The sequence below is a fragment of the Variovorax sp. GW823-FHT02B07 genome (assembly GCF_058797695.1).
The window spans coordinates 33,204-57,698 of sequence record NZ_JBXAJX010000006.1 but is presented as its reverse complement, the minus strand read 5'-3'; the positions used below and the strand labels follow the sequence as shown (position 1 = coordinate 57,698).

At 68.7% G+C, this 24,495-nt stretch carries 17 protein-coding genes; 10 read left to right on the top strand and 7 right to left on the bottom strand.

The window, feature by feature from the left end:
* Nucleotides 1–17 precede the first annotated feature (17 nt).
* The 4 genes from AC1RGU_RS25350 to ssb all read right to left on the bottom strand — a co-directional run bounded on the left by AC1RGU_RS25350 (nt 18) and on the right by ssb (nt 3,838).
* Complete coding sequence (locus tag AC1RGU_RS25350) at nt 18–797, bottom strand: SDR family oxidoreductase (RefSeq protein WP_492698922.1); 780 nt, start codon at nt 795–797, stop codon at nt 18–20.
* A 14-nt stretch (nt 798–811) separates the two neighbouring features.
* The gene (locus tag AC1RGU_RS25345) at nt 812–1,582 is read right to left on the bottom strand and encodes a 2-keto-4-pentenoate hydratase (RefSeq protein WP_492698920.1); all 771 of its coding nucleotides are present in this window, start codon (nt 1,580–1,582) and stop codon (nt 812–814) included.
* Between the two features lie 7 nt (nt 1,583–1,589).
* Nucleotides 1,590–2,789 (bottom strand): pyridoxal phosphate-dependent aminotransferase, encoded by a 1,200-nt coding sequence (locus AC1RGU_RS25340; RefSeq protein WP_492698918.1) that lies wholly within the window; start codon nt 2,787–2,789, stop codon nt 1,590–1,592.
* Between the two features lie 488 nt (nt 2,790–3,277).
* Nucleotides 3,278–3,838, bottom strand: coding sequence for a single-stranded DNA-binding protein (gene ssb / locus AC1RGU_RS25335; protein WP_390347168.1), 561 nt, complete (start codon nt 3,836–3,838; stop codon nt 3,278–3,280).
* 184 nt (nt 3,839–4,022) lie between these two features.
* Between ssb and uvrA the strand changes: the two genes are divergently transcribed.
* Together uvrA and AC1RGU_RS25325 are read left to right on the top strand one after the other, a co-directional pair.
* Nucleotides 4,023–7,106 carry an excinuclease ABC subunit UvrA gene (uvrA, locus tag AC1RGU_RS25330; RefSeq protein WP_492698916.1) on the top strand — a complete coding sequence of 1,028 codons (3,084 nt, stop codon included), beginning with the start codon at nt 4,023–4,025 and terminating at the stop codon, nt 7,104–7,106.
* 46 nt (nt 7,107–7,152) lie between these two features.
* Entirely contained in the window at nt 7,153–8,046 is an 894-nt protein-coding gene (locus tag AC1RGU_RS25325; protein WP_369630973.1) for a DMT family transporter, read from the top strand.
* Nucleotides 8,047–8,048: 2 nt separating this feature from the next.
* Here AC1RGU_RS25325 and AC1RGU_RS25320 read toward each other — a convergent pair whose 3' ends face one another.
* Genes AC1RGU_RS25320 through AC1RGU_RS25310 form a run of 3 tightly spaced genes read right to left on the bottom strand, consistent with a single transcriptional unit; the run spans nt 8,049 to nt 12,071 of the window.
* A complete protein-coding gene (locus tag AC1RGU_RS25320; RefSeq protein WP_172438465.1) occupies nt 8,049–8,816 on the bottom strand; it encodes a GntR family transcriptional regulator in 768 nt (255 codons plus the stop codon).
* A gap of 1 nt (nt 8,817) precedes the next feature.
* A complete protein-coding gene (locus AC1RGU_RS25315; RefSeq protein ID WP_492698914.1) occupies nt 8,818–10,587 on the bottom strand; it encodes a glycerol-3-phosphate dehydrogenase/oxidase in 1,770 nt (589 codons plus the stop codon).
* Nucleotides 10,584–12,071, bottom strand: a complete 1,488-nt coding sequence (locus AC1RGU_RS25310; RefSeq protein WP_492698912.1) for an FGGY family carbohydrate kinase — start codon at nt 12,069–12,071, stop codon at nt 10,584–10,586. Before AC1RGU_RS25310 ends, AC1RGU_RS25315 begins: the two co-directional genes overlap by 4 nt.
* Nucleotides 12,072–12,251: 180 nt before the next feature.
* Here AC1RGU_RS25310 and AC1RGU_RS25305 point away from each other — a divergent pair, with 180 nt between their 5' ends.
* The 8 genes from AC1RGU_RS25305 (at nt 12,252) to AC1RGU_RS25270 (ending at nt 24,442) form a co-directional block, all read left to right on the top strand.
* On the top strand, nt 12,252–13,298 hold the full coding sequence (locus AC1RGU_RS25305) for a substrate-binding domain-containing protein (protein WP_056584185.1): 1,047 nt from the start codon (nt 12,252–12,254) through the stop codon (nt 13,296–13,298).
* Nucleotides 13,295–14,827, top strand: a complete 1,533-nt coding sequence (locus tag AC1RGU_RS25300) for a sugar ABC transporter ATP-binding protein (RefSeq protein ID WP_492698910.1) — start codon at nt 13,295–13,297, stop codon at nt 14,825–14,827. The genes AC1RGU_RS25305 and AC1RGU_RS25300 overlap by 4 nt, the downstream gene beginning before the upstream one ends.
* Nucleotides 14,824–15,864 carry an ABC transporter permease gene (locus tag AC1RGU_RS25295; protein WP_070063424.1) on the top strand — a complete coding sequence of 347 codons (1,041 nt, stop codon included), beginning with the start codon at nt 14,824–14,826 and terminating at the stop codon, nt 15,862–15,864. The genes AC1RGU_RS25300 and AC1RGU_RS25295 overlap by 4 nt, the downstream gene beginning before the upstream one ends.
* Nucleotides 15,861–16,859, top strand: a complete 999-nt coding sequence (locus AC1RGU_RS25290; protein WP_492698908.1) for an aldo/keto reductase — start codon at nt 15,861–15,863, stop codon at nt 16,857–16,859. Before AC1RGU_RS25295 ends, AC1RGU_RS25290 begins: the two co-directional genes overlap by 4 nt.
* 50 nt (nt 16,860–16,909) lie before the next feature.
* On the top strand, nt 16,910–17,761 hold the full coding sequence (locus tag AC1RGU_RS25285; RefSeq protein WP_095950695.1) for a class I fructose-bisphosphate aldolase: 852 nt from the start codon (nt 16,910–16,912) through the stop codon (nt 17,759–17,761).
* A 211-nt stretch (nt 17,762–17,972) separates the two neighbouring features.
* Nucleotides 17,973–22,694 carry an Ig-like domain-containing protein gene (locus tag AC1RGU_RS25280; RefSeq protein WP_492698906.1) on the top strand — a complete coding sequence of 1,574 codons (4,722 nt, stop codon included), beginning with the start codon at nt 17,973–17,975 and terminating at the stop codon, nt 22,692–22,694.
* Nucleotides 22,695–22,839: 145 nt separating this feature from the next.
* Nucleotides 22,840–23,079 (top strand): F0F1 ATP synthase subunit C, encoded by a 240-nt coding sequence (gene atpE, locus AC1RGU_RS25275; protein WP_062476044.1) that lies wholly within the window; start codon nt 22,840–22,842, stop codon nt 23,077–23,079.
* 157 nt (nt 23,080–23,236) lie between these two features.
* Nucleotides 23,237–24,442 carry an ABC transporter substrate-binding protein gene (locus AC1RGU_RS25270; protein WP_492698904.1) on the top strand — a complete coding sequence of 402 codons (1,206 nt, stop codon included), beginning with the start codon at nt 23,237–23,239 and terminating at the stop codon, nt 24,440–24,442.
* The last annotated feature ends 53 nt before the right edge of the window (nt 24,443–24,495 follow it).

The window sequence follows — 24,495 nt, the reverse complement described above, 5'->3', positions numbered from 1 at the left end:
CGGTGCTGGCGCTTCGCCTAGAAGGTCCCGGGATAGGCCCCGCCGTCGAGCAGCAGATTCTGTGCGTTGATGTAGCCGGCATGGGCGCTGCACAGGAAAGCGCAGGCACGGCCGAACTCCATCGGATCGCCGAAGCGCGCGGCCGGGCTGCGGCCCTGCCATTCGGCCTGCTCCGCCTCGAACGAGCGACCCGACCCGGCCGCGGCAGCCTCCACCGTGGCACGCAGGCGGTCGGTGGCGAACGAGCCGGGCAGCAGGTTGTTGATGGTGACGTTGCGATGCGCCGTGCGCCGCGCCAGGCCCGCCACGAAACCGGTGAGCCCGCTGCGCGCGCCGTTGGACAGGCCCAGGATGTCGATGGGCGCCTTCACCGAGGACGAGGTGATGTTGACGATGCGGCCGAAACCGCGATCCATCATGCCGTCCACCGTCGCCTTGATCAGCTCGATGGGTGTCAGCATGTTGGCGTTGAGCGCCACCATCCAGTCGTCGCACGTCCATTGGCGGAAGTCGCCCGGCTTGGGGCCCGCGGCATTGGTCACCAGGATGTCCGGCGCGGGGCAGGCCTCGAGGACGAGCGCCCGCCCCTGCACCGTGGTGACGTCGGCGGCCACCGTGCGCACGTGCACGCCCGTTGCCTCGCGAATTTCGTCGGCGGTGGCCTCGAGCGCCTGAGCGCCGCGCGCCACGATGGTGAGCGATGCGCCGTCTTCCGCCAGCGCGAACGCGCACGCCCGGCCCAGCCCCTTGCTCGCGGCGCACACCAGCGCCGTCTTGCCCTTGATTCCCAGATCCATGGAGACCTCTTGCCTCAGATGAAGTTCGCGGCGACCGTGCCGAAGCGGTCGAACGAGGAGTGCACCCGCATGCCCTGCGAGGCGCGGTACTGCCGTGTGAAGGAGCCGGACATCACCTGCATCCCGGCCTCCAGCGCCAGCCCGAATTCGGCCAGCTTGTTCGCCAGCCACAGCACCGAGAGCAGCCCGCCGCCCTGCATGACCGCCGAGCCGGAGGCCGTCTCGCTGACCGCGCCGTCGACCTGCACCGTCACGCTGGCGCCGGCCAGGTCGCGGTTGTCGGCCGTCAGCGGCACGGCCGCCCCCGTCACATACGCCTTCTGCTGCGCGTTGTCCGCCATGGCCAGCGCCAGGTTGCCGGCGAACGGACCGCGGACCTCCACGATCTCCAGGGCCGGCGCCGCGTGCGTCACGGCGGCTGCGACTTCCTCCAGGCTCACGCCGGGTCCGCGCAGCGTCTTGCCGATGGTCAGGCACAGCTCGTTCTCGAAGCCGGGCGCGATCAGTTCGGAAAAGCGATAGGCCTGGCCGCTCGCATGCCGGCCGCTTTCCAGCAGATAGCCGAAGCAGGGTTCGTGCACCTGCTGCTGCACGCGCATGGCCTCGGCGGTGAGGCCGACCTTCCAGCCCGTCTGCCGCTCGCCCCTGGCCAGGCGCCTTTGCAACAAGGCCAGCTGCACTTCATAGCCCTGCTGCAGGGAAAACTTCCCGGCCCATTCCGACGGCATGTGGCGTCCGTCCTCCATGGCTTGCCAAAGGGCGCCCGCAATGTCTTGGGTGTTCATCGCATCCTCATCGTGTGGTTGGGTGGTGTTCCAGGTAGGCGGCCAGGCGGCGAACGCCGTCGTCCAGGCGCGGCGTGCCGCTGGCATAGCACCAGCGCAGGTAGCCTTCGCCCTCGGGGCCGAAGGCCACGCCGGGCGCCAGCCCCAGCCCAGCCTCGGCCACGAGCTGCTTGCAGAACGCGAGGCTGTCCGTCACGCCGTCGACACGGAAGAAGGTGTACATCGCGCCGCGCGCGGGCGCGGCGAGTTCGACCCCCGGCACGCTCCCCAGGCGCGCCGCCAGGTGGTCCCTGCCCTGGCGCAGCCGCTCGACGGTGCGGGCAATGGCCTCCTCCCCGCGCGACAGGGCGACCACCCCCGCCGCCTGGACGAAGGGCGGCGCGCAGGTGCTGCTGTACTCGATCAGCTTGCCGATGTCGCCCAGCATCGCCCGCGGCACGACGATCCAGCCCAGGCGCCATCCGGTCATGCGCCAGGCCTTGGAGAAGGAATTGCAGCTGATGACCCTATCCTCGGGCGTCGCGATGTCCAGGAAGGACGGCGCGCACGGCGCATCGAAGCTGATGCGCTGGTAGACATCGTCGCTGACGATCCAGATGCCCAGGCGCCGGCAGTGCGCGAGGATGGCTTCCTGCGACTCGCGCGAAAGGGTCCAGCCCGTCGGGTTGTTGGGCGCGTTCAACAGCAGCGCGCGGGTGCCCGGCCGAAGCGCTTCCAGAAGGCGCTGCTCGTCGAGCACCCAACCGGCCGCGGTGAACTGCAATGCGACGGTCTCGACGTGCGCGCCCAGCACCTTGGGCATCTCGACCAGGTTGGGCCACAGCGGCGTCACGGCCACGACGCGGTCGCCGGGGTTCAGCAGCGCCTGCAGGGCCAGCATCAGCGCATGCGTGCCCGAACTCGTCACGGCGATCCGTTCAATACCGATCGGGCCATGCCAGCGCGACAGGTACCGAGCGATCTCCTCGCGCAACGCGGGCTCGCCCAGCGTCTGGACGTAGAAGGTGCGCCCGTTCTCGAGGGCGGTGATCGCAGCGCCGCAGATCTCGTCCGGCGTCTCCTCGTCGGGCTCGCCGAACCAGAAAGGCAGGATGTCCTTGCGGTCCATGCCCGCATTGGCGACCTCGCGGATCTTCGAGGACCGCAGGGCCTGGACTTCGGCGCGTGCGACGGTCGATGGCGGGCAGTGGGAGGCGGCGCTCTGCATGTCGTGCTTGTCTCGGTGTTCTATGGCCTGCATGCTCCGACGCCGCACGGTGCGGGACAAGGACCAATTCCGTGCGCCGAGGCGGACCAATCGCGGCGAACCGGTCGACCGCGGTCCGTGCGCCCCCCTGCTGCCACCCCGAGGTCCGCAGACAGCGTGGCCGTGCGACGCCCTGCTTCTTCGCGACGGCCGACCATCTCCGGCGATGCGCTGCTGCACGGCGCTATTCAGCAGAACGGCCGGAGCCAATGGGCTGATTGCCGCCGGGAATTGCCCCTCTGAACACAGTCATTGCCGTCGAAAAGGGGCTCCCGTCAAACGCTTCCCCTGCGCTCAACGGCCAGACGAACAAAGAGGCTGCATTTCCTTGGCAAAACAGCACTTTCCCGGGCACGACCGCCCATGGAGAGAACTCGAAATAAAAAGGGCAAAAAAAAGGCCTGCCTTCGAAAAGGCAGGCCTTCATTGAAACGCTCAAGGAGCCGGTTTCAGAACGGAATGTCGTCGTCCATGTCGTCGAAGCCCGACGACGACTTGGCCGGCGCCTGGCGCGGCGCCGGTGCCGGGGCACGCGGTGCGGCTGCGGGAGCTCGCGGGGCGTAACCGCCACCGCCGCCACCACCACCACCACCTTGCGAATAACCACCGCCACCGCCCCCGCCTTGCGAGTAGCCGCCGTCGTCGTCGCTCGGACCCGACGGACCGCCCTGGCCCTGGCGGCTGCCCAGCATCTGCATCTGGTCGGCGCGGATTTCGGTGGTGTATTTTTCGATGCCGTCCTTGTCGGTCCACTTGCGCGTGCGCAGCGAACCTTCAACGTACACCTGCGAGCCCTTGCGCAGGTACTGGCCGGCGATTTCGGCCAGGCGGCCGTTGAACACGATGCGGTGCCATTCGGTGGCTTCGCGCATCTCACCGCTTTGCTTGTCTTTCCAGCGATCGGTGGTGGCCACGGTGACGTTTGCGACCTGATCGCCGCTCGGGAATGTCCGCATTTCGGGGTCGCGCCCCAGGTTGCCGACGACGATGACTTTATTGACCGATGCCATATGCACTGCCCCTGATAAGTAGATGAAGGAGGAGGTTGAGAGGAACCCTCCATTCTGCCTGAGCCGAAATCGGCCCGGCGCCGGCCAGCCTGGGCGGGGGCGTCCGCCGCCGTCCATCCCCTGGTCATGACAGGCGGAGCCGGCGCCTCTATCATGTCCGGTTGCCCTCGGACGACCGCACCCCTTGAATTCACCCACCACTGAAGACACCCCGGAGCGTGACGCCTACCTTGGCGCCCTGCTCGCCCAGCAGCGCATCAGCATCCGCGGCGCGCGCACCCACAACCTGAAGAACGTCGATCTCGACATCCCGCGCAACAAGCTGGTGGTGATCACCGGCCTGTCGGGCTCGGGCAAGTCGAGCCTGGCGTTCGACACGCTGTATGCCGAGGGGCAGCGGCGCTACGTGGAAAGCCTCTCGGCCTATGCGCGGCAGTTCCTGCAGCTCATGGACAAGCCCGATGTCGATGTGATCGAGGGCCTGTCGCCCGCGATCAGCATCGAGCAGAAGGCCACCAGCCACAACCCGCGCTCCACCGTGGGCACGGTGACCGAGATCCACGACTACCTGCGCCTCTTGTACGCCCGCGCCGGCACGCCCTTCTGCCCCGACCACCACCTGCCGCTGCAGGCGCAGACGGTGTCGCAGATGGTCGACGCGGTGCTGGCCCTGCCCGACGAGCCGCGGCTGATGATCCTGGCGCCCGTGGCCCGCGAGAAAAAAGGCGAGTTCCTCGAGCTCTTCACCGAGATGCAGGCCGCCGGCTACGTGCGCTTTCGCGTCGACGGGCAAACGTACGAATACAACGACCTGCCCAAGCTCAAGAAGACCGAGAAGCACGACATCGACGTGGTCATCGACCGCCTGCGCGCACGCCCCGACATGCAGCAGCGCCTGGCCGAGAGCTTCGAGGCCGCGCTGCGCCTGGCGGAGGGCCGCGCCATTGCGCTGGAGCTGGGTGCAAAGCCGGAAGGCAGCGCCGATGGCGCTGCGGGCGCGCCCGACAAGGAGCACCTGTTCAACGCCAAGTTCGCCTGCCCGATCTGCCACTACTCGCTGTCGGAGCTCGAACCGCGCCTGTTCTCGTTCAATTCGCCCGTGGGTGCCTGCCCGAGCTGCGACGGCCTGGGCCACCGCGAGGTGTTCGACCCGGTGCGCGTGGTGGCGTTTCCGTCGCTGTCGATCGCCAGCGGCGCCATCAAGGGCTGGGACCGCCGCAACGGCTACTACTTCAGCATGGTCGAGAGCGTCGCCAAGCACTACAAGTTCGACGTCGACGCGCCCTTCGAATCGCTGCCGGCCTCGGTGCAGCAGACGCTGCTGCACGGCTCGGGCGGCGAAGAGATCAAGTTCAACTACACCATGGAATCGGGCAACTTCGCGGGCAAGAAGCTCACGAAGAAGCACCCCTTCGAGGGGATCATCCCGAACATGACGCGGCGCTACCGCGAGACCGATTCGGTGATGGTGCGCGAAGACCTCGCGCGCTTTCGCAACCAACAACCCTGCCCCGACTGCGGCGGCTCGCGGCTGCGGCGCGAGGCGCGCAACGTGTTCCTGGTGGACGACGCCGGGCACGTGGGCGCGAACGGTGGCGAGCCGCCGCGCATGGCGATCTTCGAATTGAGCCACCTCACGCTGCGCGACGCCTACGCCTGGTTCAGCACGCTGAAGCTGCGCGGCGCCAAGGCCGACATCGCCGACAAGGTGGTGCGCGAGATCGGCCTGCGCCTGAAATTCCTGAATGACGTGGGCCTGAACTACCTGAGCCTGGACCGCAGCGCCGAGACGCTCTCGGGCGGCGAGGCGCAGCGCATCCGCCTCGCCTCGCAGATCGGTTCGGGCCTCACGGGCGTGATGTACGTGCTCGACGAACCCAGCATCGGCCTGCACCAGCGCGACAACGATCGCCTCATCGGCACGCTCAAACACCTGCGCGACATCGGCAACAGCGTGATCGTGGTCGAGCACGACGAGGACATGATCCACGCCGCCGACCACGTCATCGACATGGGCCCCGGCGCCGGCGTGCACGGCGGACGCGTGATGGCCCAGGGCACGTATGCCCAGGTGTCGGCCAACCCCGAGTCGCTCACCGGCCAGTACCTCTCGGGCGTGAAGAAGATCGAGGTGCCCAAGCACCGCACCGCGTGGCTGCCGGCCGTGAAGAAGCCGGCCTTCAACGAAGGCAAGAAGCCCTCGCGCTTTCCACAAAGCCCCGCGGCCGAACGCCGCGCCGCGCGCGAAGCGGCGCACCTGGCCTCGCAGACCGACCTGCAGGAGATCCGCGTGGTCGGCGCCACCGGCAACAACCTGAAGAACGTGAGCGTGGCCTTCCCCGTGGGCCTCCTGACCTGCGTGACCGGCGTCTCGGGCTCGGGCAAGTCGACGCTGGTGAACGACACGCTCTACACCGCCGTGGCGCGCACGCTGTACCGCGCGCACGAAGAGCCGGCCGCGCACGAATCGGTCGAAGGCATCGAGTATTTCGACAAGGTCATCAACGTCGACCAGTCGCCCATCGGCCGCACGCCGCGCAGCAACCCGGCCACCTACACGGGCCTGTTCACGCCCATCCGCGAGCTGATGGCCGAGACCAACACCGCGCGCGAGCGCGGCTACGGACCGGGCCGCTTCAGCTTCAACGTGGCCGGTGGCCGCTGCGAGGCCTGCCAGGGCGACGGCGTGGTGAAGGTCGAGATGCACTTTTTGCCCGACGTGTACGTGCCCTGCGAGGTCTGCCACGGCCAGCGCTACAACCGCGAGACGCTCGAGGTCCAGTACAAGGGCCGAAACATCGCGCAGATCCTCGAGATGACGGTCGAGACCGCGCACGAGTTCCTGAAGGCCGTGCCGACCATCGAGCGCAAGCTGCGCACGCTGCTGGACGTGGGCCTCAGCTACATCAAGCTCGGCCAATCGGCCACCACGCTGTCGGGCGGCGAGGCGCAACGCGTGAAGCTCGCGCTCGAACTCAGCAAGCGCGACACGGGCCGCACGCTGTACATCCTCGACGAACCGACAACCGGCCTGCACTTCGCCGACATCGAGCTGCTGCTGAAGGTGCTCCACCAGCTGCGCGACGCAGGCAACACGATCGTCGTCATCGAGCACAACCTGGACGTCATCAAGACCGCGGACTGGCTCATCGACATGGGCCCCGAGGGCGGCGCCGGCGGCGGCACGGTGGTGGGCGAAGGCACGCCGGAAGCCATCGCGGCGAACGAGGCGAGCCACACGGGGCGCTACCTGAAGCGCCTGCTGTAGCCGCCCCGCCAGCACGAATGCACGGGCCGCGCCACAATCGCGGCCCATGCCTTCCTTCACGCCGCGCCAGTTCGTTCTTCTCGTGCTCCTCACCCTCGCGTGGGGCTTCAACTGGCCGGTGATGAAACTCGGCGTGGCCGACTACCCGCCGCTGGCCTTCCGCGCGATTTCGATCTGGCTGGGCGTGCCCGTGCTGGCGATCGCGCTGGTGGTGATGAAGGTGCCGTTCCGCGTGCCGCGCAGCGCCTGGCCCGAGCTGGTGTGGCTGGGCGCGACCAACATGTTCGTCTGGCACGCCTGCATCATCCTCGCGGTGAAGGCGCTGTCAGGCGGGCGCGCCGCGATCCTGGGCTACACGATGCCGGTGTTCTCCGCCGTCATCGGCGCGCTGCTGTTCTCGGCCGTGCTCACGCGCCGCGCCTGGACCGGCGTGGGCGCCTGCGCCATCGGCGTCGGGCTGCTGCTGTGGCACGAGCTCACCGACTTCGCGGGCCGCCCCGGCTACGTGGCGCTGGCGCTGGTGGCCGCCGCCACCTGGGCGCTGGGTACGCAGCTGCTGCGCCACACGCGCATCGGCCTGCCCACGCTCACGCTCTCGTTCTGGATGACGGCCATGACGGCCGTGGTGATGACGGTGCTGTCGCTGCTGTTCGAGCGCGACCAGTGGCGTTCGCCGGGCGCCGTGACCTGGGGATCGATCGCCTACAACGCCGTGCTGATCTTCGGCTTCGCGCACGCGGCCTGGTTCTACCTGGCGCGCGGCCTGCCGCCGGTGGCCTCGACCCTGAGCGTGATGTTCATCCCCGTGCTCGGCGTGTTCAGCGGCGCCGTGTGGCTCGGCGAGGTCGTGCACTGGCAGGACTGGGTGGCGGTGGCGCTGATGATGGTCGCCATCGCCTCGGTGCTCTTGCCTTCACGCAGCAGCAGCGCGAAGGCCTGACCTCAGGTCGTCGTCTGCACGTGCAGGCGGCTGGTCTTGCAGCGGTGCAGCGCGCGGTAGTGCTCCAGCGGCCGGCCGTTGGCGCCGTAGGCGATCGACTCGATGCGCAGCAGCGGCTCGGGCTGCGGCAGGTCGAGCAGGCGGCAGGTTTCCGCGTCGGGCAGCACGGCATCGATCCAGCGTTCGGCGCGCACCAGCCGCACGCCGTACTGGCGGCGCAGCACGTCGTACAGCGAGCGGTCGTCCAGCCGCGTGCGGTGCAGGCCCGGTGCGAGGTCGGCCGGCACGGCCGTCTCGACCAGGAGGCGCAGTTCGCCGTCGACGCTGCGCAGGCGCTTGAGGCCGACCACCTGCGCGTCTTCGGTGAGGCCCAGCGCGGCGGCTTCCTGCGCGGTGGCTGCGCGCAGCTCCTGCACGAGGATCTGCGTGCGCACCGAGCGGCCCTTGCGTTCCATCTCGTCGGAAAAGCCCAGCACGGTGGAGACGAAATCTTCGTCGCGCTCGCGCGCCGACACGAAGGCGCCGCGGCCCTTGATCTTGTAGATGAGGTTGTTGCGCACCAGGTCGGCCAGCGCCTCGCGCACCACGATGCGCGAGATGCCGAACTGCTCGCCCAGCTCGGCCTCGGACGGCAGCTTGGCGCCGATGGGCAGCACGCCCTGCAGGATCTGCAGCCGGATGGCGTCGCGGAACTGCGCCCACAGCGGCGATTCGGAGTTGCGGTCGAGCGAGGTCGTCGACACGGTGTCGGGGGCGGTGGAAAGGGTCACGTTAGGTCGGGCCGAGGACGGGGCTGGCCATCAATGATGCATCGAAAGCGGAAGGTGCCGGCTCGTTGGCCGCCACCGGCTGCAGGCGCACACCGTGCCGCTCGCGCAGGGCGGCGGCGCAGGCGCTGAGTTCCTGGTGCGCGCGGGCTGCGTCCCAGCCGAGGGCTTCGGCGGCCACGGCGGCGATCTCGGCGAGCGCGTCGTCGGTGACCAGCCCGCGGATGGCCAGCAGCGTGCGGCGGATCACGAGGTCGTCCAGGTGCACGACGCCGGTCTCCATGCACAGGTACGAGAGCTCGGCCGCCGAGTACTCGGGCGCGTGGCGCAGCGGCGTATCGCCCGAGGCCGCGAGGCGCTGCGCCAGCGGCAGCGCCTTCGAGCCGTAGCGGCGCAGCAGGCCCAGCGCGCGCGCGCGGCCCAGGCCCGAGCCGGCCGTCATCTTGTCGATGAAGCGCTCGGTGGCTGCCGCGTCGGCCGGCAGCTCGGCGCCGCCGCCGATGGGCAGCGACTCGGTCGAGGCGGTGCGCGAGCGGCCCAGGTGGCGCAACACGTGGTCGGTGGCTTCTTCGGCCAGGGCGCGGAAGGTGGTCCACTTGCCGCCCACGAGGCCGACGATGGGCACGTCGCGCGTGGCGCTCGGCGGGTCGACCACCACCGAGTGGTCGCGCGAGATCTGGCCCGGCTTGTCGGCGTCGGAGCGCGCGAGCGGGCGCACGCCGACGTAGGTGTAGATCACGTGCTGGCGGTCGAAGGCCATGTTGGGGAACACCTCGCGCAGCACGTCGATGAGGTAGTCGATCTCGGCCGGTTCGGTGACGATCTGGTCGGGGTCTTCCACCGGGATGTCGGTGGAGCCCACCAGCACGCGATCGAGGAAGGGATAGACGATGCACACGCGCCCGTCCACCGCCTCGAAGTAGGCCATGCGGCCTTCGAGCGCGTCGCGCAGCGCCGGGTGGTCGAGCACGAGGTGCGAGCCCTTGGTGCCCATCACGCGCGGGCCGGCGCCGCCGAGCACGGCCGCGCTGCGGTCGAGCCAGGCGCCGGTGGCGTTCACCACGGTGTCGGCCGTGACGCGCACCAGCGCGCCGGTGATCTCGTCGCGCAGCGTGAGGATGTTGCCCGCGCAGCCCGTCACGCGGCAGTAGTTGGCGGCGGCCGAGCGCGGCTGGTCGCGGCAGGCGTCGCCGATGAGCTCGAGGATCAGCCACTCGGGATGGCTGATCCAGGCGTCGAAGAAGGTGGCGGTCCAGCGGATCGCGGCGCGGAACAGGCGGCGGTCGTTGGTGGGCACGCGGCTGATGCGGTGGCCCGGCATCACGCGCTGGCGGCGGCCCAGCAGGTCGTACAGGCGCAGGCCCGCGGCCACGGCCAGCAGGCCGCGCGTGCGCTGCGGCGGCGTGCGCCCGAAGAACTTGAGCGCGCTGCTCAGCAGCCCGCCGAAGAAGCTCGACAGCGGCACCACGGTCTTCAGCGGCTGCACCAGGTGCGGCGCGTTGCGCAGCAGCAGGTTGCGCTCGCGCGTGGCCTCTGCCACCAGCGAGAAGCTGCCGTTTTCCAGGTAGCGCAGGCCGCCGTGGATCATGCGCGAGGGCGCGCTGCTGGCGCCGGCGCCGAAGTCGCCCTTGTCGACGATGAGGCAATCGACGCGCTGCAGCGACAGGTCGCGGAACACGCCCACGCCGTTGATGCCGGCGCCGACGATCACCGTCGAAAAGTGGCGGCCCTCAAGAGAGGCTGGGCGGACAAAAGGCAGTTGCCACGCGCTCATGACGCACCGCCCGCGAGATGGTTGAAGACAGGAGACATGCGATCGATCAGTTCGTTGAATTCGGCGTTGAAATCGGCATGGGCCCGCGCGTCGCGCGCGTCGGGTTCGATGAGTTCGCAGGGCGCGCGCAGCGGGCTGGCAGGGCCCGCGTCGTCGAGGTCCTGCGACATCGCGGCATAGAGGGCAGCGCCGCGCGCGCCGGTTTCGTCGTCGGCGCAGCGCTCGACCGGATGGCCCAGCAGCGCCGCGAGCAGACGCACGAGGCGTGCATCGCTGGCACCGCCGCCCAGCACGCTGGAGGCCGACACCGGCAGGCCCTGCGACGCCAGGCGCGCGGTGTGGCGCGCATGCAGCGCGGCCACGGCATCGACCACGGCGCGCGCCATGTCGGCCGGCGTGTGGTGGCTCTTGAGCCCGACGAAGCCGGCCGTGATGCCGCCCCCGCCGTTGATGAAAGGCAAATAGCGCAGCCCGTTCGCACCGAGCGGCACACCCATGGCCAGGTCGACCACGGTGCGCGCATCGGGCAGCCCGAGCGCGCCGGCCAGCCACGCGATGTTGGCCATCGACGAGGGGCTGTTCTCCATGTACAGGCGCTCGCGCGTGCGGCCGAAGTTGACGAGCGCGGCGACCTCGGGCTGCGGCGCGATCACCGGGCCGATGACGGCATTGACGCACCACGTGCCCAGCACCGACACGGCGCGGCCGCGGTCTTCGGCGCCGATGGCGGTCATCGAGGCGAGCAGGTCGATGGCGCCCATCGCCACCGGAATGCCCGCCGGCAGGCCGCACAGCGCCGCCTCGGCCGCGCGCAGCCGGCCCATCGTCTGGCCGCTGGGCACCAGCGGGCCGAAGGCGCGCGGCCCGAGACCGTCGATGCCCGCGACCTCGAAGGCGAGGTTCGACCAGTCGCCGGTGGCCAGCGAGAGCAGGCCGGCGGTGCTGGCATCGCTCGCGTCGGTGGCGATCTCGCCGGTCAGCAGGAAGCCGAGGTAGTCCTTGGCGAACAGCAGGCGACGCAGTTCGCCGCGCTGCACGGCGTCGGCGCCGAGCAGCTCGGCCGCGATCACCGTGGGCTGCCCGGGCCAGGGGCGGCAGCCCACGTCGGCGAACAGCCGGTCGCCGTGGCGTGCCGAGAGGGCGAGCGCGCGCGCATCGGCGCGCTGGTCGGTGGAGGCGACGGCGCGGCCGCCCACGAGTTCGTTGTGTGCATCGAGGGCGTACAGGCCCGCGCCGTGGCCGGTGCAGCCGATGGCGCACACGTCCGCCGCGCGCGGGCCGAGCTGGCGCGCCACGTCGCCGAGCACGTGGGTCAGCCCCGCGCGAATCGCCGCCGCGCCCACCTCGCACCCGCCGCCGGGCAGCCGCGCATGCCGCAGGGGCAGGCGCGACACGGCCAGGCTGCGCCCGCTCCCCGCGTCCAGGGCCAGCGCCTTCAGGCTGCTCGAGCCCATGTCGATGCCGATCAGTATTTTGGTCTTCATGTCATAACAGCTTCGGCGGAAAAAAAGGCTGTCACCAGTAGCGTTTCCCCTAGTTATCGGGAGAAACGGCCCGCCATTACATTCTAGCCTGTCATAACAACTGTCGTGACACCACGGTCCACAGGTCCGCCACGCAACGGCGGGCCGAAAGCTCTGCCAGTCAACGTGAGGAGACAAAGAATGAGGCGTAATTTCCTGAAGTCCGCGGCCGCTGCCGGTATCGGCCTGGCCGGTGCGAGCGCGTTCGCGCAACAGCAAGCCGCAGCCCCCGCGGCGGGTGCCGGCCTGCGCGGCAATGCCAGCGACGTCTACGTGATGAACGTGATGGTCTCGGGCGTCGAGTACTGGTTCCCGGTCTACGAAATGATGAAGCAGCTCGGCCGCACGCTGGGCGTTCGCACCCGCTACACCGGCACGCCGGAGTACGACGTGAACAAGCAGCTCGCTTCGTTCGAGCAGGAACTGGCGCGCAAGCCCGCCGGCATCCTGCTGCACCCGATGAACCCCGACCCGTTCATCGAACCCATCAACCGCGCCGCCGCGATGGGCATCCCGGTCGTGACCTTCGCGGCCGATTCGCCCAACTCCAAGCGCACCTCGTTCATCACCTCCGACAACGACCGCGAAGGCAACCAGGCGGCCGACGCCATCGCCGCTTCGCTCAACGGCAAGGGCGAGTACGCCGTGCTCGAGAACCCGGGCCAGGACAACCACGACCGCCGCATCGCCGCGTTCGTGAACCGCATGAAGGCCAAGCACCCCGGCATGAAGCTGGTCGGCCGCGCCGCCAGCAACCAGGACCCGAACAAGGCCTACCAGGCCGTGCTGAGCCTGGCGCAGGCCAACCCGAACCTGGGCGCCCTCTTCATGCCCGAGGCCAATTCGGCGCTCGGCGCGGCGCAGGCCAAGGTCGAGACCAAGAAGAACATCAAGGTGATGTGCTGCGACGTCAACGCCAAGATCCTGGACATGATCAAGTCGGGCGACGTGTTCGGCGCCATCAACCCGAACCAGGGCATGCAGGGCTACATGGGCATGATGATGCTGTTCCTGGCCAAGAACCCCGGCCTCATCGACCCGATGAACGACGCCAAGCGCAACGGCACCAACCCGATGTCGGTGCCCTTCCTGGACAACGGCCTGGCCGTGGTGAGCAAGGCCAACGCCGACGACTTCTACTGGGACAAGTACCTCGCCCGCCGTGGCACCAAGGGAATCGGCGAGTGAGCACCCCTGCCGCATTGCTTGAACTGCGCGGCATCGCGAAGCGCTTCGGCGCTTCGCGCGCGCTCTCGGGCGTGGACTTCTCGCTGCAGGCCGGCGAGATCCACGCCCTGTGCGGCGAGAACGGCGCGGGGAAGTCGACGCTGATGAACATCATCGACGGCATCCACCAGCCCGACGAAGGCGAGATCGTGCTGTGCGGCCAGAAGGTCGTCATCGACGGCCCCGCCCACGCCATGCGCCTGGGCATCGGCCTCGTGCACCAGGAAATCGCCCTGTGCGCCGACGCCACCGTGGCCGAGAACATCTTCATGCCGGAAATCAACGCCGGCAAACAGGCGTGGATGAACTTCTCCGCGCTGAACACGCGCGCCGCGACAGTGCTGGCGCGCCTGGGCCAGGACATCGACCCGGCCGCGCTGGTGCGCGACCTGAGCATTTCGAACCAGCAGCTGGTGGAGATCGCCAAGGCGCTCACGCTGGACTGCAAGGTGCTCATCCTCGACGAGCCCACCGCCGCCCTGACCGACAACGAATCGGCCGCGCTCTTCCGGGTGCTGCACGACCTCAAGGCGCAGGGCATCGGCATCATCTACATCAGCCATCGCATGGCCGAGATCTTCACGCACTGCGACCGCGCCACCGTGCTGCGCGACGGGCGCAACGTGCACAGCGGCCCGCTCGAAGGCATGACGCCCGACGAGTTGGTGCGCCGCATGGTCGGGCGCGACCTGGGCAACTACTACCCGCCCAAGCAAGCCGCCGCCGCTGATGCGAACGCCGGCCCCGTGCTGGAAGTCGATGGCATCGCCGACGACGAGCGCGTGCACGGCATCTCCTTCACGCTGCAGCGTGGCGAGATCCTCGGCATCGCCGGCCTCATGGGCGCCGGACGCAGCGAGCTGGCCGAGACCGTGTGCGGCCTGCGCCCCGCGCGACGCGGCGCCGTGCGGCTCAACGGCAAGACGCTGTCGATCCGCAAGTACAGCGACGCGCTGCGCGAAGGCATCGCCTACTTGAGCGAAGACCGCAAGGCGGCCGGCGTGTTCCTCGACCTGCCGATTGCCCAGAACATCTCGTCGATGGCGCTGCGCCGCGTGAGCTCGGCCCTGGGCCTGCTGCAGCGCGCCACCGAACACCGCCTCGCGGTGCAGCTGGGCGCCAAGCTCAACCTGAAGTCGGACGGCGTGGCGATCGAGGTGTCGAGCCTGTCGGGCGGCAACCAGCAGAAGGTGGCGATCGCCAAGCTGCTGGCCACGCAGCCCGCGGTGCTGCTGATGGACGAGCCCACGCGCGGCGTGGACGTGGGCGCGAAATCCGAGATTCACCACATCCTGCGCGACCTGGCCGACCAGGGCGTGGGCGTGGTGGTGATCTCTTCCGAACTGCCCGAGATCATCGGCCTGTGCGACCGCGCACTGGTGATCCGCGAAGGGCGATTGGCGGGCGAACTGGCCCATGACGAGATGACGGAGGAAGCCCTGCTGCGGCTGGCCTCCGGACTTTGCGAACCCGAAGAGGCAATGGCATGAACTTTCCGACCAGAATCGACGCAGGCGCCGCGGCCACGGCCACGGCCGGCTCCCTGCAACCCCGCCGAACAGGAGACCCCGTGAAGCAGGCCAACAAGCTCACGAGCATGCGCGAGGCCGGGCTGGTGCTCATCATCGTGGCGCTGTGCGTCGCGATGAGCTTCGCATCGCCCTACTTCCTCACCTGGGACAACGTGCGCGCGATGCTGCTGTCCTTCTCCATCGAAGGCATCGTGGTGGTGGGCATGACCATCCTGCTCATCGTCGGCGGCATCGACCTGTCGGTGGGCTCGGTGGTGTGCTTTGCGATGGTGGTGACCGGCAAGCTCTTTCTCATGGGCATGGACCCGTGGCTCGCGAGCCTGGTGGCCATTGGCGCGAGCGGTCTCATCGGCGCCATGATCGGCGGCTGCGTCACGCGCATCGGGCTGAACCACTTCATCGCCTCGCTGGCCTTCATGGTGATCGTGCGCGGCCTGTGCCTGGCGCTCACGCAGGGCACGCCGCAGTCGCTGTTCTCGCTGCCGGCCGAGTTCAAGTTCATCGGCCAGGGCACGCTGTTCGGCGTGCCGGCCGTGATCCTGATCTTCCTGGCCATCGTGATCGTGAGCGACTTCGTGCTGCGCCGCTCCACCCTGCTGCGCCGCGTGTTCTACACCGGCAGCAACGAGAAGGCCGCGCTGTACGCCGGCATCCGCGTGGGCCGCGTGAAGTTCTGGGTCACGGTGCTGTGCTCCGCCTCGGCGGGCCTGGCCGGCGTGATCTACACGGCGCGCTTCGGCGCCGCCACGCCGACCTTCGGCATGGGCATGGAACTCAACGTGATTGCCGCGGCCGTGATCGGCGGCGCCAGCCTCAAGGGCGGCTCGGGCACCGTGCTCGGCGCCGTGCTCGGCCTGGCGCTGCTGTCGGTGGTGACCAGCTCGCTGATCCTGCTCGACGTGTCGCCTTACTGGCAGGACGTGATCAAGGGCTTGATCCTGCTCGCGGCCGTGACCATCGACCACATCCTGAACACGAGAAAGACCAAGCGATGAGCAGCGCAACGCAGATGAAGATGACCACCCTGGGCCCCTCGGGCATCGAAAGCTCGGCCATCGGCCTGGGCACCTGGGCCATGGGCGGATGGATGTGGGGCGGCGGCGACAACGCAGCCGCCGTGATCGCCATCCAGGCCTCGCTCGATGCGGGCGTGAACCTGATCGACACCGCACCGGCCTACGGCCTGGGCCGCTCCGAGAGCATCGTCGGCACCGCGCTCAGGGGCCGTCGCCACGAGGCCGTGATCGCCACCAAGTGCGGCCTGGTGTGGCACACGCAGCAGGGCACGCACTTCTTCGAGGAAGACGGCCACCCGGTGTACCGCTACCTCGGACGCGACTCGATCTTCCACGAATGTGAAGAGAGCCTGAAGCGCCTGCAGACCGACTACATCGACCTGTACATCACGCACTGGCAGGACCACACGACGCCCGTGGCCGAGACCATGGACGCGCTGCTCTCGCTCAAGAAGCAGGGAAAGATCCGCGCCATCGGCGTGAGCAACGCGACGCCCGAAATTCTTTCGGAGTACCTGAAGCACGGCCCGGTCGATGCGGCGCAGGAGCTCTACAGCCTGATCGACCGCGGCATCGAGACCACGCTGGCGCCGCTGTGCGCCGAGCACAACGTGGCGGTGCTGGGCTACTCGTCGCTGGCGCTGGGCCTGCTGGCCGGGCCCATCGACCCCGCGCGCGAGTTCAAGGGCGACGACCAGCGCGCCACCAACCCGCGTTTCAGCGAAGCCAACCGCGCGAAGCTGAAGGCCTTCTTCGACACGCTGGAGCCGCTGCGCACGCACCTGGGCTGCTCCTTCGGCCAGATGATGATCGCCTGGACCGTGGCCCGCGGCACCGTCTCGGTGGCGTTGTGCGGTGCGCGCGTGCGCCAGCAGGCGATCGAGAACGCCGGCGCCGGCGCGGTCGTGCTCGACAGCGAAGCCCTGCAGCTCATCGACGCTGCGGCCAAGCGCCACCTGGACGCGCTCGCCTGAGCGCGCCTTTTTCCTCCCTTCCTTTTTCCTCAACACGGAGTTCTTCCTTCATGTCGAAAGACAAGACCGCGCGGCTCAACCGCCTGCTGCACAACGGCCGCTGCCTGGACATCGCCCTGGACCACGGCGTGTGCAACGAACCCACCTTCCTGGACGGCCTGGAGGACATGCCCGGCGTGATCGACAAGCTCGTGGCTGCCAAGCCCGACGCGATCCAGCTGAACTACGGGCAGTCCGACCTGCTGCAGGACCGGCCCGGGCGCGATCGCCCCGCGCTGGTGATGCGCCTGGACATGGGCAACCCCTACAACGCCGTGCACCACCGCGTGATGTGGGCCGTGCTGCAGAACCAGGACGACCCGGTGCTGCCCGCCGTGCAGAGGGACGCGGCCTGCGTGGTCGTCAACCTGTTCATGCTGCCCGACGAGCCCGACCTGTTCCGCCAGTGCGTGCAGAACATCGCCCGCGTGCGCGCCGACTGCGACCGCTACGGCATGCCGCTCATGATCGAGCCGCTGGTGATGCAGGCACCCACCGCCACCAGCCGCTACATGGTCGATGGCGACGCCGAAAAGATCGTCACGCTCACGCGCCTGGCGCGCGAGATGGGCGCCGACATCGTCAAGGCCGACCCCACCACCGACGCCACCGACTTCCACCGCGTGGTGCAGGCCGCGCGCTGCCCCGTGCTCGTGCGCGGCGGCGGACGCGAAGACCTGCAGCAGGTGTTCGCGCGTTCGCGCGTGCTCCTGGACCAGGGCGCCGTCGGCATGGTGTACGGCCGCAACGTCTACCAGCACGCCAACCCCTCGGCGGTGGTGAGCGCACTGATGGCCATGATCCACGACGGTGCCAGCGCCGAAGCGGCCTGGGCTATCTACGAATCGGGCGGCGTGAAGTAACAGCGCCCAGGCGCCGGTGCCTTCCACGCGGAAGGCGCCGGCGCCAACCAGCGGGAGAGCAAGACAGAAGAAGAAGTGGACGGCGGACAACGCATGCGTTGCCCGCCGGGGGCGCGCCTGCGCGTGCGCTTTCCCTGCAAGCGACCGAGTGACTCGAGAGAACCAAGGACAAGAGGGTTCCCTGCGAACTTCAAACAACCTGGAGGCGACGATGAAGATCCGGTATTTCCTGATGGCGTTCCTGGTGCCGTGCGTCACATTGCTGACGCATGCGGCAATCACCGGGGTCAGTCCGATGACGACCCTCAACAAGATGGCCACGGCGGCTGCCGCTGTCGTGGCCGACCCGCTCCCGCTGCAGGGGCCGGGCCTGGGCAACCTCACCTACACCTCGGCGGAACTGTTCAAGCCGGTGTCGATGATCACCAGCGCCGCGCACCCGCTCGACCCGGCGCACAGCGACGCCTACGAGGCGCGCGACGTGCCCGCCACGTACCCGGGCCGCAAGGACTACGGCATGAACGCCGGCATCATGGTCAACGGCTACTTCCTCACCTCCTTCGCGCCGGACAGCGGCCTCGGCCCGGGCGGCTTCCTGCTGTACGACGTGTCGAACCCGCGCCAGATCAGGCTCGTCAAGAAGATCTACGAGCCCGATGACGCGACAGGCGGCCGCACCAAGGAGTTCCGCGAGACGCATTCCTTCGGCACCGCGAAGATCGGCGGCAAGACCTACGTCGTGCTGCCCAGCATCAACGGCGTCGAGTTCTGGGACTTCACCGACATCAACGACATCAAGCAGGTGAAGAAGCTGGCGCTGCCCGGCGTCAACTCGGGCGACTACGAGAACGTGTCCTGGCAGCTGTGGTGGCAGGCGCCCTACCTGTACGTGGCCTCGGCCGGCCGGGGCATGTTCATCGTCGACGCGACGGACCCCGCGAACGCGGTGGTCGCCAACCGCGGCGCCGGCAAGCCCAACCCGGTGCCCACCGGCGAGCTCGGCGGCTTCCGCCTTGGCCCGATCTTCACGATGGGCAACCACATGGTGCTGACCGCGATGGAAAGCAACGGCGGTTTCGCGAGCCTGGACATCTCCGACCCGCTCAACCCCAAGGTGCTCGATTCCATCGCCGGCGCCACGCCGTTCTATTACGCGACCTGCTTCGACGGCAAGAGCGTGCACGCCTCCGCGCGCGGCAGCGGCGCCAAGATGTACAGCTACGACCTGAGCGACCGCTCGCGCTTCGTGGCCGAGGACAACCGGCTCGTCATCGACGAACAGCTCTACTGCGCCACGCAGGACAACTACGTCATCCAGGGCGCGCAGACCCGCATCCACAAGGTCGACGTGAGCAACCCGCTCAACCACGTGGAAGTGGGCCGCGGCAGCATCCTGCGCGAGGACGACCCGAACTTCTCGCACTCGGACAACGGCCAGGTCGCGATGTTCGGCAACCTCGTCTTCGTGGGCAACGACCACGGCTCGGGCAGCGGCTTCGTCGTGCACGCGGTGGACCCCGACACCACCAAGCCCGAAGTGAAGCAGGTCTCGCCCGCCAACGGTGCGAAGCAGCAGGCCCTCAGCTCGCGCATCGGCCTGGGCATGACCGACAACATCCTGCCGGAGAGCGTGAACAGCAACACCTTCATCGTGCGTCCGGTGGGCGGCAACACGCTGGCGGGCACCTACAGCGTGCAGCTGGGCATCGTCAACTTCCATCCCGCGCAGCCGCTGCTGCCGGGCACCAGCTATGAGGTGTTCCTGCCGGCCAACGGCGTGAAGGACTATGCGGGCAACGCCATCGGCGCCGACTACCGCTCCACCTTCAACACCGGCAACGCCAGCGACATCAACCTGATGCACCACTGGCCGCTGACGGGCAACCTGGGCGACCAGATCGGCGCCAACAACGGCACGCCCGCCACCGGCGATGCGTTCGAGAGCATCGGCCTGAACTTCGCGAACCGCACCGCCGGCGTGCCGCTGAAGAACGACACCGTGGCCAGCGCGCTGGGCGGCACGGCCTCGCTGAGCTTCTACATGAAGACCACGCAGGCCGGCGCCGCCAACTCGTGGACCGCGCCCGGCATCTTCGGTCGCGACCAGTCGGGCGGCACCGACGACGTGTTCTGGGGCTGGCTGGACACCGGCGGGCGCATCAAGCTCTCGGTGGGCAACGACGGCGGCACCACCTCCACCGCGGCCGTGAACGACGGCAACTGGCACCACGTCGTGCTCACGCGCGACGCGGCCTCGGGCGCGCAGGCGGTGTACGTCGACGGCGTGAAGACCACCTCGACCGGGCCGACCGGCACCAAGGGCCTGTCGACCAAGTTCCAGGTCATGGGCCAGATCCAGGGCAACACGGCGCTCTTCAAGGGCACGCTGGCCGAGGTGCGCGTGTACGGCCGCGTGCTCGGCCAGGCCGAGGTGGACACGCTGCGCGGCCAGGCCATCATCGGCGACCCGGGCCTGGGCGGCGGGCCCAAGCTGGTCAACGGCCAGCTGAGCTTCAACCCCGCGACGCTCGGCGCCAGCGGCGTGCAGTTCCGCTGGAACTTCGGCAACGGCACGCAGACGGCGTTCTCGAACCAGCCGAACACGAGCTACACCTACACCACCCCCGGCCACTACACGGTGACCCTGACGGTGAAGGACAGCAGCGGCCGCGAGACCTACTACACCTACAACGTGACCGTGATCGCGCCGGTCACCGCGACCGCGCCCACGCACACGACCAACATCGTGGGCGATGCGAGCCGGGTGTACTCGGTGAACCCCGACAGCGGCACGGTGGCCGCCATCGATGCGCAGACCCTCGCCAAGCTGTGGGAAGTGCGCGTCGGCGACGAGGCCAAGACGCTGGCCGTCGGCCCCGACGGCCGCATCTGGGTCGCGGTGCAGGGCGAGGACAAGCTGGTGGCGCTCAACGCCGCCGACGGCTCGCAGTCGGTGTCGGTGCCGCTGGCCTACGGCAGCGGCCCGTACGGCGTGACCTTCACGCCCAACGGCGCCAAGGGTCTGCTCACGCTGGAAAGCAAGTCGGTGCTCATGAGCTTCGACCCCAGCAACGGCGCCACCACCGGTGCGCTGGCGCTCGAGGGCGGCGTGCGCGGCATCGCCGTGAGCGCCGACTCGCAGGTGGCCTACGTCACGCGCTTCAAGTCGAAGATGACGGGCGGCCAGCTGCACAAGGTGAACCTGCAGTCGCTGACCGCGCTGCAGACCATCCCGCTGCCGGTGGACACCACGACCGTCGACACCGAGAGCCGCGCGCGCGGCGTGGCCAACTACCTGAGCCAGGTGGTGATCTCGCCCGACGGCTCGCGCGCCGTGCTGCCTTCGAAGAAGGACAACATCGTGCGCGGCCGCTTCCGCGACGGCAAGGACCTGCCGCACGACCAGACGGTGCGCTCCATCCTGTCGCAGGTGAACCTGCAAAGCGCCGCCGAGGTGTTCTCCGAGCAGATCGACTTCGACGACCGCGCCCCCGCGCGCGCCGCGCTGTACTCGCCCGCCGGCGACTACCTGTTCGTGGCGCAGATGGAAGGCAACCGCGTCGCCATCGTCGACAGTTACACCCGCGCGATTCGCGGCGAGATCAACGCCAGCAGCGCCCCGCACGGCCTGTACCTGGACGCGGCGCGCAAGCGGTTGTTCGTGAACAACTTCCTGGCGCGCTCGGTGTCGGTGCACGACGTGGCGAAGGTGCTGTCGGCCGAGACCAACGCGGCGATCTTCCTGCAGAACGTGTCCACCGTGGCGCAGGAGCCGATGGCGGCCGCGGCGCTGCGCGGCAAGCAGGTGTTCTACAACGCGGCCGACCGGCGCATGAGCAAGGACAACTACATCTCCTGCGCCAGCTGCCACGCGGACGGCGGCGACGACGGCATGGTGTGGGACTTCACCCAGCGCGGCGAGGGTCTGCGTCGCACCATCAGCCTGCAGGGCCGGCGCGGCACCAGCCACGGCAAGCTGCACTGGACCGCCAACTTCGACGAAGTGCAGGACTTCGAGAACGACATCCGCAACGAGTTCGGCGGCACCGGCTTCCTGAGCAACGCCGACTGGACCGCCACGCAGGCCCCGCTGGGCGCCCCGAAGGCCGGCAAGAGCGCGCAGCTGGACGACCTGGCCGTGTACCTGGGTTCGCTCAACAAGTACATGCGCAGCCCGGCGCGCGCCGCGGACGGCAGCCTGAGCGTGGACGCGGTGCGCGGACAGACCGTGTTCAACACGGCCCAGTGCGCCACCTGCCACACGGGCGCCACCTTCCGCGACGGCCTGCGGCACGACGTGGGCACCATCCAGGCCTCGTCGGGCAAGGGCAGCAACCAGCCGCTGGCGGGCGTGGGCTTCGACACGCCGACCCTGTCGGGCACCTGGAACACCACCGCGTTCTTCCACAACGGCCAGGCGGCCACGCTGCAGGACCTGCTCGCGGGCGGCCACGGCAACGCCTCCAGCCTGCCGGCGAACGACGTGGTGGCGCTGCGCGAGTACGTGCGCTCGCAGGACACCGCCCCGGCGGTGGTCACGCGGCTGCGCTCCGACCTCAACCCGACGATGTGCGTGAACATCAAGGGCGCCTCGACCACCAGCGGCGCGACGGCGGTGCAATGGCCGTGCGGCAACGCGGGCAACGAGAAGTTCACGATGACGCCCGTCACCGGCGGCTACGTGCAGTTCATCGCCGAGCACAGCGGCCTGTGCCTGGCGCAGAACGGCACGGCGACCACGAACGCGGCCGTCGTGCAGGTGGCCTGCTCGGCGGGCAACACGGCGCAGTGGAGCCTGGTGGGCGGCACGGTGCGCAACCGCGCCTCGGGCTCGTGCCTGGACGTGCCGAACGGCTCGACCACGCAGGACACGGCGCTGATCACCTGGACTTGCAACGGCGGCAACAACCAGAACTGGACGCAGCTGCCCTAAGCCCTGCGCTTCGCGCCTGAGCTCAGGCCGGCCGTTTCGACGGCCGGCCTTTTTTTCGTCTGGCGCATGACCTCCCGCGTCATGGATTCGATGCACCCGTTCTGGAACAGTGGGTCCATCGATTCATCAACCAGGAGAAAAAACCATGACCGGCTTCAACATCCTCCCGCTCGCCGTTGCCCTGCTGATCGGCATTGCCGCACTGGGTTCGTGCATCGGCATCGCGCTGGTGGGCCAGAAGTTTCTCGAAGGGACGACGCGCCAGCCCGAGCTGGTCGACACGCTGCAGACCAAGTTCTTCCTGGTCGCGGGCGTGACCGACGGCGCCTTCATCATCGCAACGGGCATCGGCCTCTGGTTCGCGACGGCCAGCCCCTTCGGTTGACGTTTGCGTAACCTTTGGCGAGGGGTCGGCGTGCCGGAAGTCACGGGGTTCACTGGCACCATTCGTGCTAGTACCGTTGACACCGAATTGTTTACGGCTAAAGTATTTAACTATCAACAGTTCAGTTGTCTCAACCCTTCCCTAGCCGGAGAACCCGATGCGCCCCACGTTCCTGAAATCGCCCGCGCTGCCGCGCACCCTGATCTCGCTGCTGCTGTGCGGCGCCGCCCTCGGGGCCTCGGTGTCGGCCGTGGCCGCGCCGGTCAAGGTGGGTTTGGCCCTTGACATCTCGGGGCCTTTCGCAGCCCTGGGCGCCGAGGCGCGTGACGGCTTCGCGCTGGGCATCAAGCAGCTGAACGGCAAGCTCGGCGGGCAGGACGTGGAGTTCGTGCAGGCCGACATGGCCGGCAGCCCCGACCAGGCCAAGCAGCTGGTCGACCGCATGATCCAGCGCGACAAGATCGACATCTTCAGCGGCCCCATCGGCTCCAACGTGGCGCTGGCCGTGGGCCCGACGCTGTTCAACGCCAAGGTGCCGTACCTCTCGGCCAACGCCGGCCCGAGCCAGTTCGCCGGTGCGCAATGCAGCCCCTACTTCTTCGGCACCGCCTACCAGAACGACCAGTTCCACGAGGCCGCCGGCAAGTTCGCGCAGGACCGCGCCTTCAAGAAGATCGTGCTCATCGCCCCCAACTACCCGGCCGGCAAGGATGCGCTGGGCGGCTTCAAGCGCCAGTTCAAGGGCCAGGTGGCCGACGAGCTGTACACCAAGCTGGGCCAGATCGACTACGCCGCCGAACTCGCGCAGCTGCGCGCGGCCAAGCCCGACTCGATCTACTTCTTCCTGCCCGGCGCGATGGGCATCAACTTCATCAAGCAGTTCGTGGGCGCGGGCCTTTCGAAGGACATCACGCTCGTGACCAGCGGCTTCTCGGCCGACGAGGACGTGATCGGCGCCGTGGGCGAGCCGATGCTCGGCCTGTTCAACACCTCGCACTGGGCGCACGACCTGGACAACGCCGCCAACAAGGCCTTCGTGGCCGCCTTCCGCAAGGAATACAACGGCCGCTACCCGTCGGTGTACGCCGCGCAGGCCTACGACGCGATCCTCGCGATGGACGCCGCCGTGAAGCAATCGGGCGGCAACGCGCAGAACCGCGACGCCGTGGTGGCCGCCCTGAAGAAGGCCAACTACGCCTCGACGCGCGGCACCTTCAAGTACGCGAACAACCACTTCCCCATCGAGAACTTCTACCTGCGCGTGATCGGCAAGGACGCGCAAGGCAAGGTGACGAACAAGCTGATCAACACCGTGCTGACAAGCTACGGCGACAGCTACGCCAGCAAGTGCTCCATGAAATAAATAGGCTCTCCCCCAGCCTTCGCGCACTTCGTGTCGCTTCGCCAACCCCCTTC

Coding starts and splice junctions, on each gene's coding strand:
- AC1RGU_RS25345 (WP_492698920.1), bottom strand. CDS start 1,582: ATGAACACCCAAGACATTGCGGGCGCCCTTTGGCAAGCCATGGAGGAC.
- AC1RGU_RS25295 (WP_070063424.1), top strand. CDS start 14,824: ATGAACTTTCCGACCAGAATCGACGCAGGCGCCGCGGCCACGGCCACG.
- AC1RGU_RS25290 (WP_492698908.1), top strand. CDS start 15,861: ATGAGCAGCGCAACGCAGATGAAGATGACCACCCTGGGCCCCTCGGGC.
- AC1RGU_RS25315 (WP_492698914.1), bottom strand. CDS start 10,587: ATGAGCGCGTGGCAACTGCCTTTTGTCCGCCCAGCCTCTCTTGAGGGC.
- AC1RGU_RS25310 (WP_492698912.1), bottom strand. CDS start 12,071: ATGAAGACCAAAATACTGATCGGCATCGACATGGGCTCGAGCAGCCTG.
- AC1RGU_RS25305 (WP_056584185.1), top strand. CDS start 12,252: ATGAGGCGTAATTTCCTGAAGTCCGCGGCCGCTGCCGGTATCGGCCTG.
- AC1RGU_RS25285 (WP_095950695.1), top strand. CDS start 16,910: ATGTCGAAAGACAAGACCGCGCGGCTCAACCGCCTGCTGCACAACGGC.
- AC1RGU_RS25340 (WP_492698918.1), bottom strand. CDS start 2,789: ATGCAGAGCGCCGCCTCCCACTGCCCGCCATCGACCGTCGCACGCGCC.
- AC1RGU_RS25270 (WP_492698904.1), top strand. CDS start 23,237: ATGCGCCCCACGTTCCTGAAATCGCCCGCGCTGCCGCGCACCCTGATC.
- AC1RGU_RS25350 (WP_492698922.1), bottom strand. CDS start 797: ATGGATCTGGGAATCAAGGGCAAGACGGCGCTGGTGTGCGCCGCGAGC.
- atpE (WP_062476044.1), top strand. CDS start 22,840: ATGACCGGCTTCAACATCCTCCCGCTCGCCGTTGCCCTGCTGATCGGC.
- AC1RGU_RS25280 (WP_492698906.1), top strand. CDS start 17,973: ATGAAGATCCGGTATTTCCTGATGGCGTTCCTGGTGCCGTGCGTCACA.
- ssb (WP_390347168.1), bottom strand. CDS start 3,838: ATGGCATCGGTCAATAAAGTCATCGTCGTCGGCAACCTGGGGCGCGAC.
- AC1RGU_RS25325 (WP_369630973.1), top strand. CDS start 7,153: ATGCCTTCCTTCACGCCGCGCCAGTTCGTTCTTCTCGTGCTCCTCACC.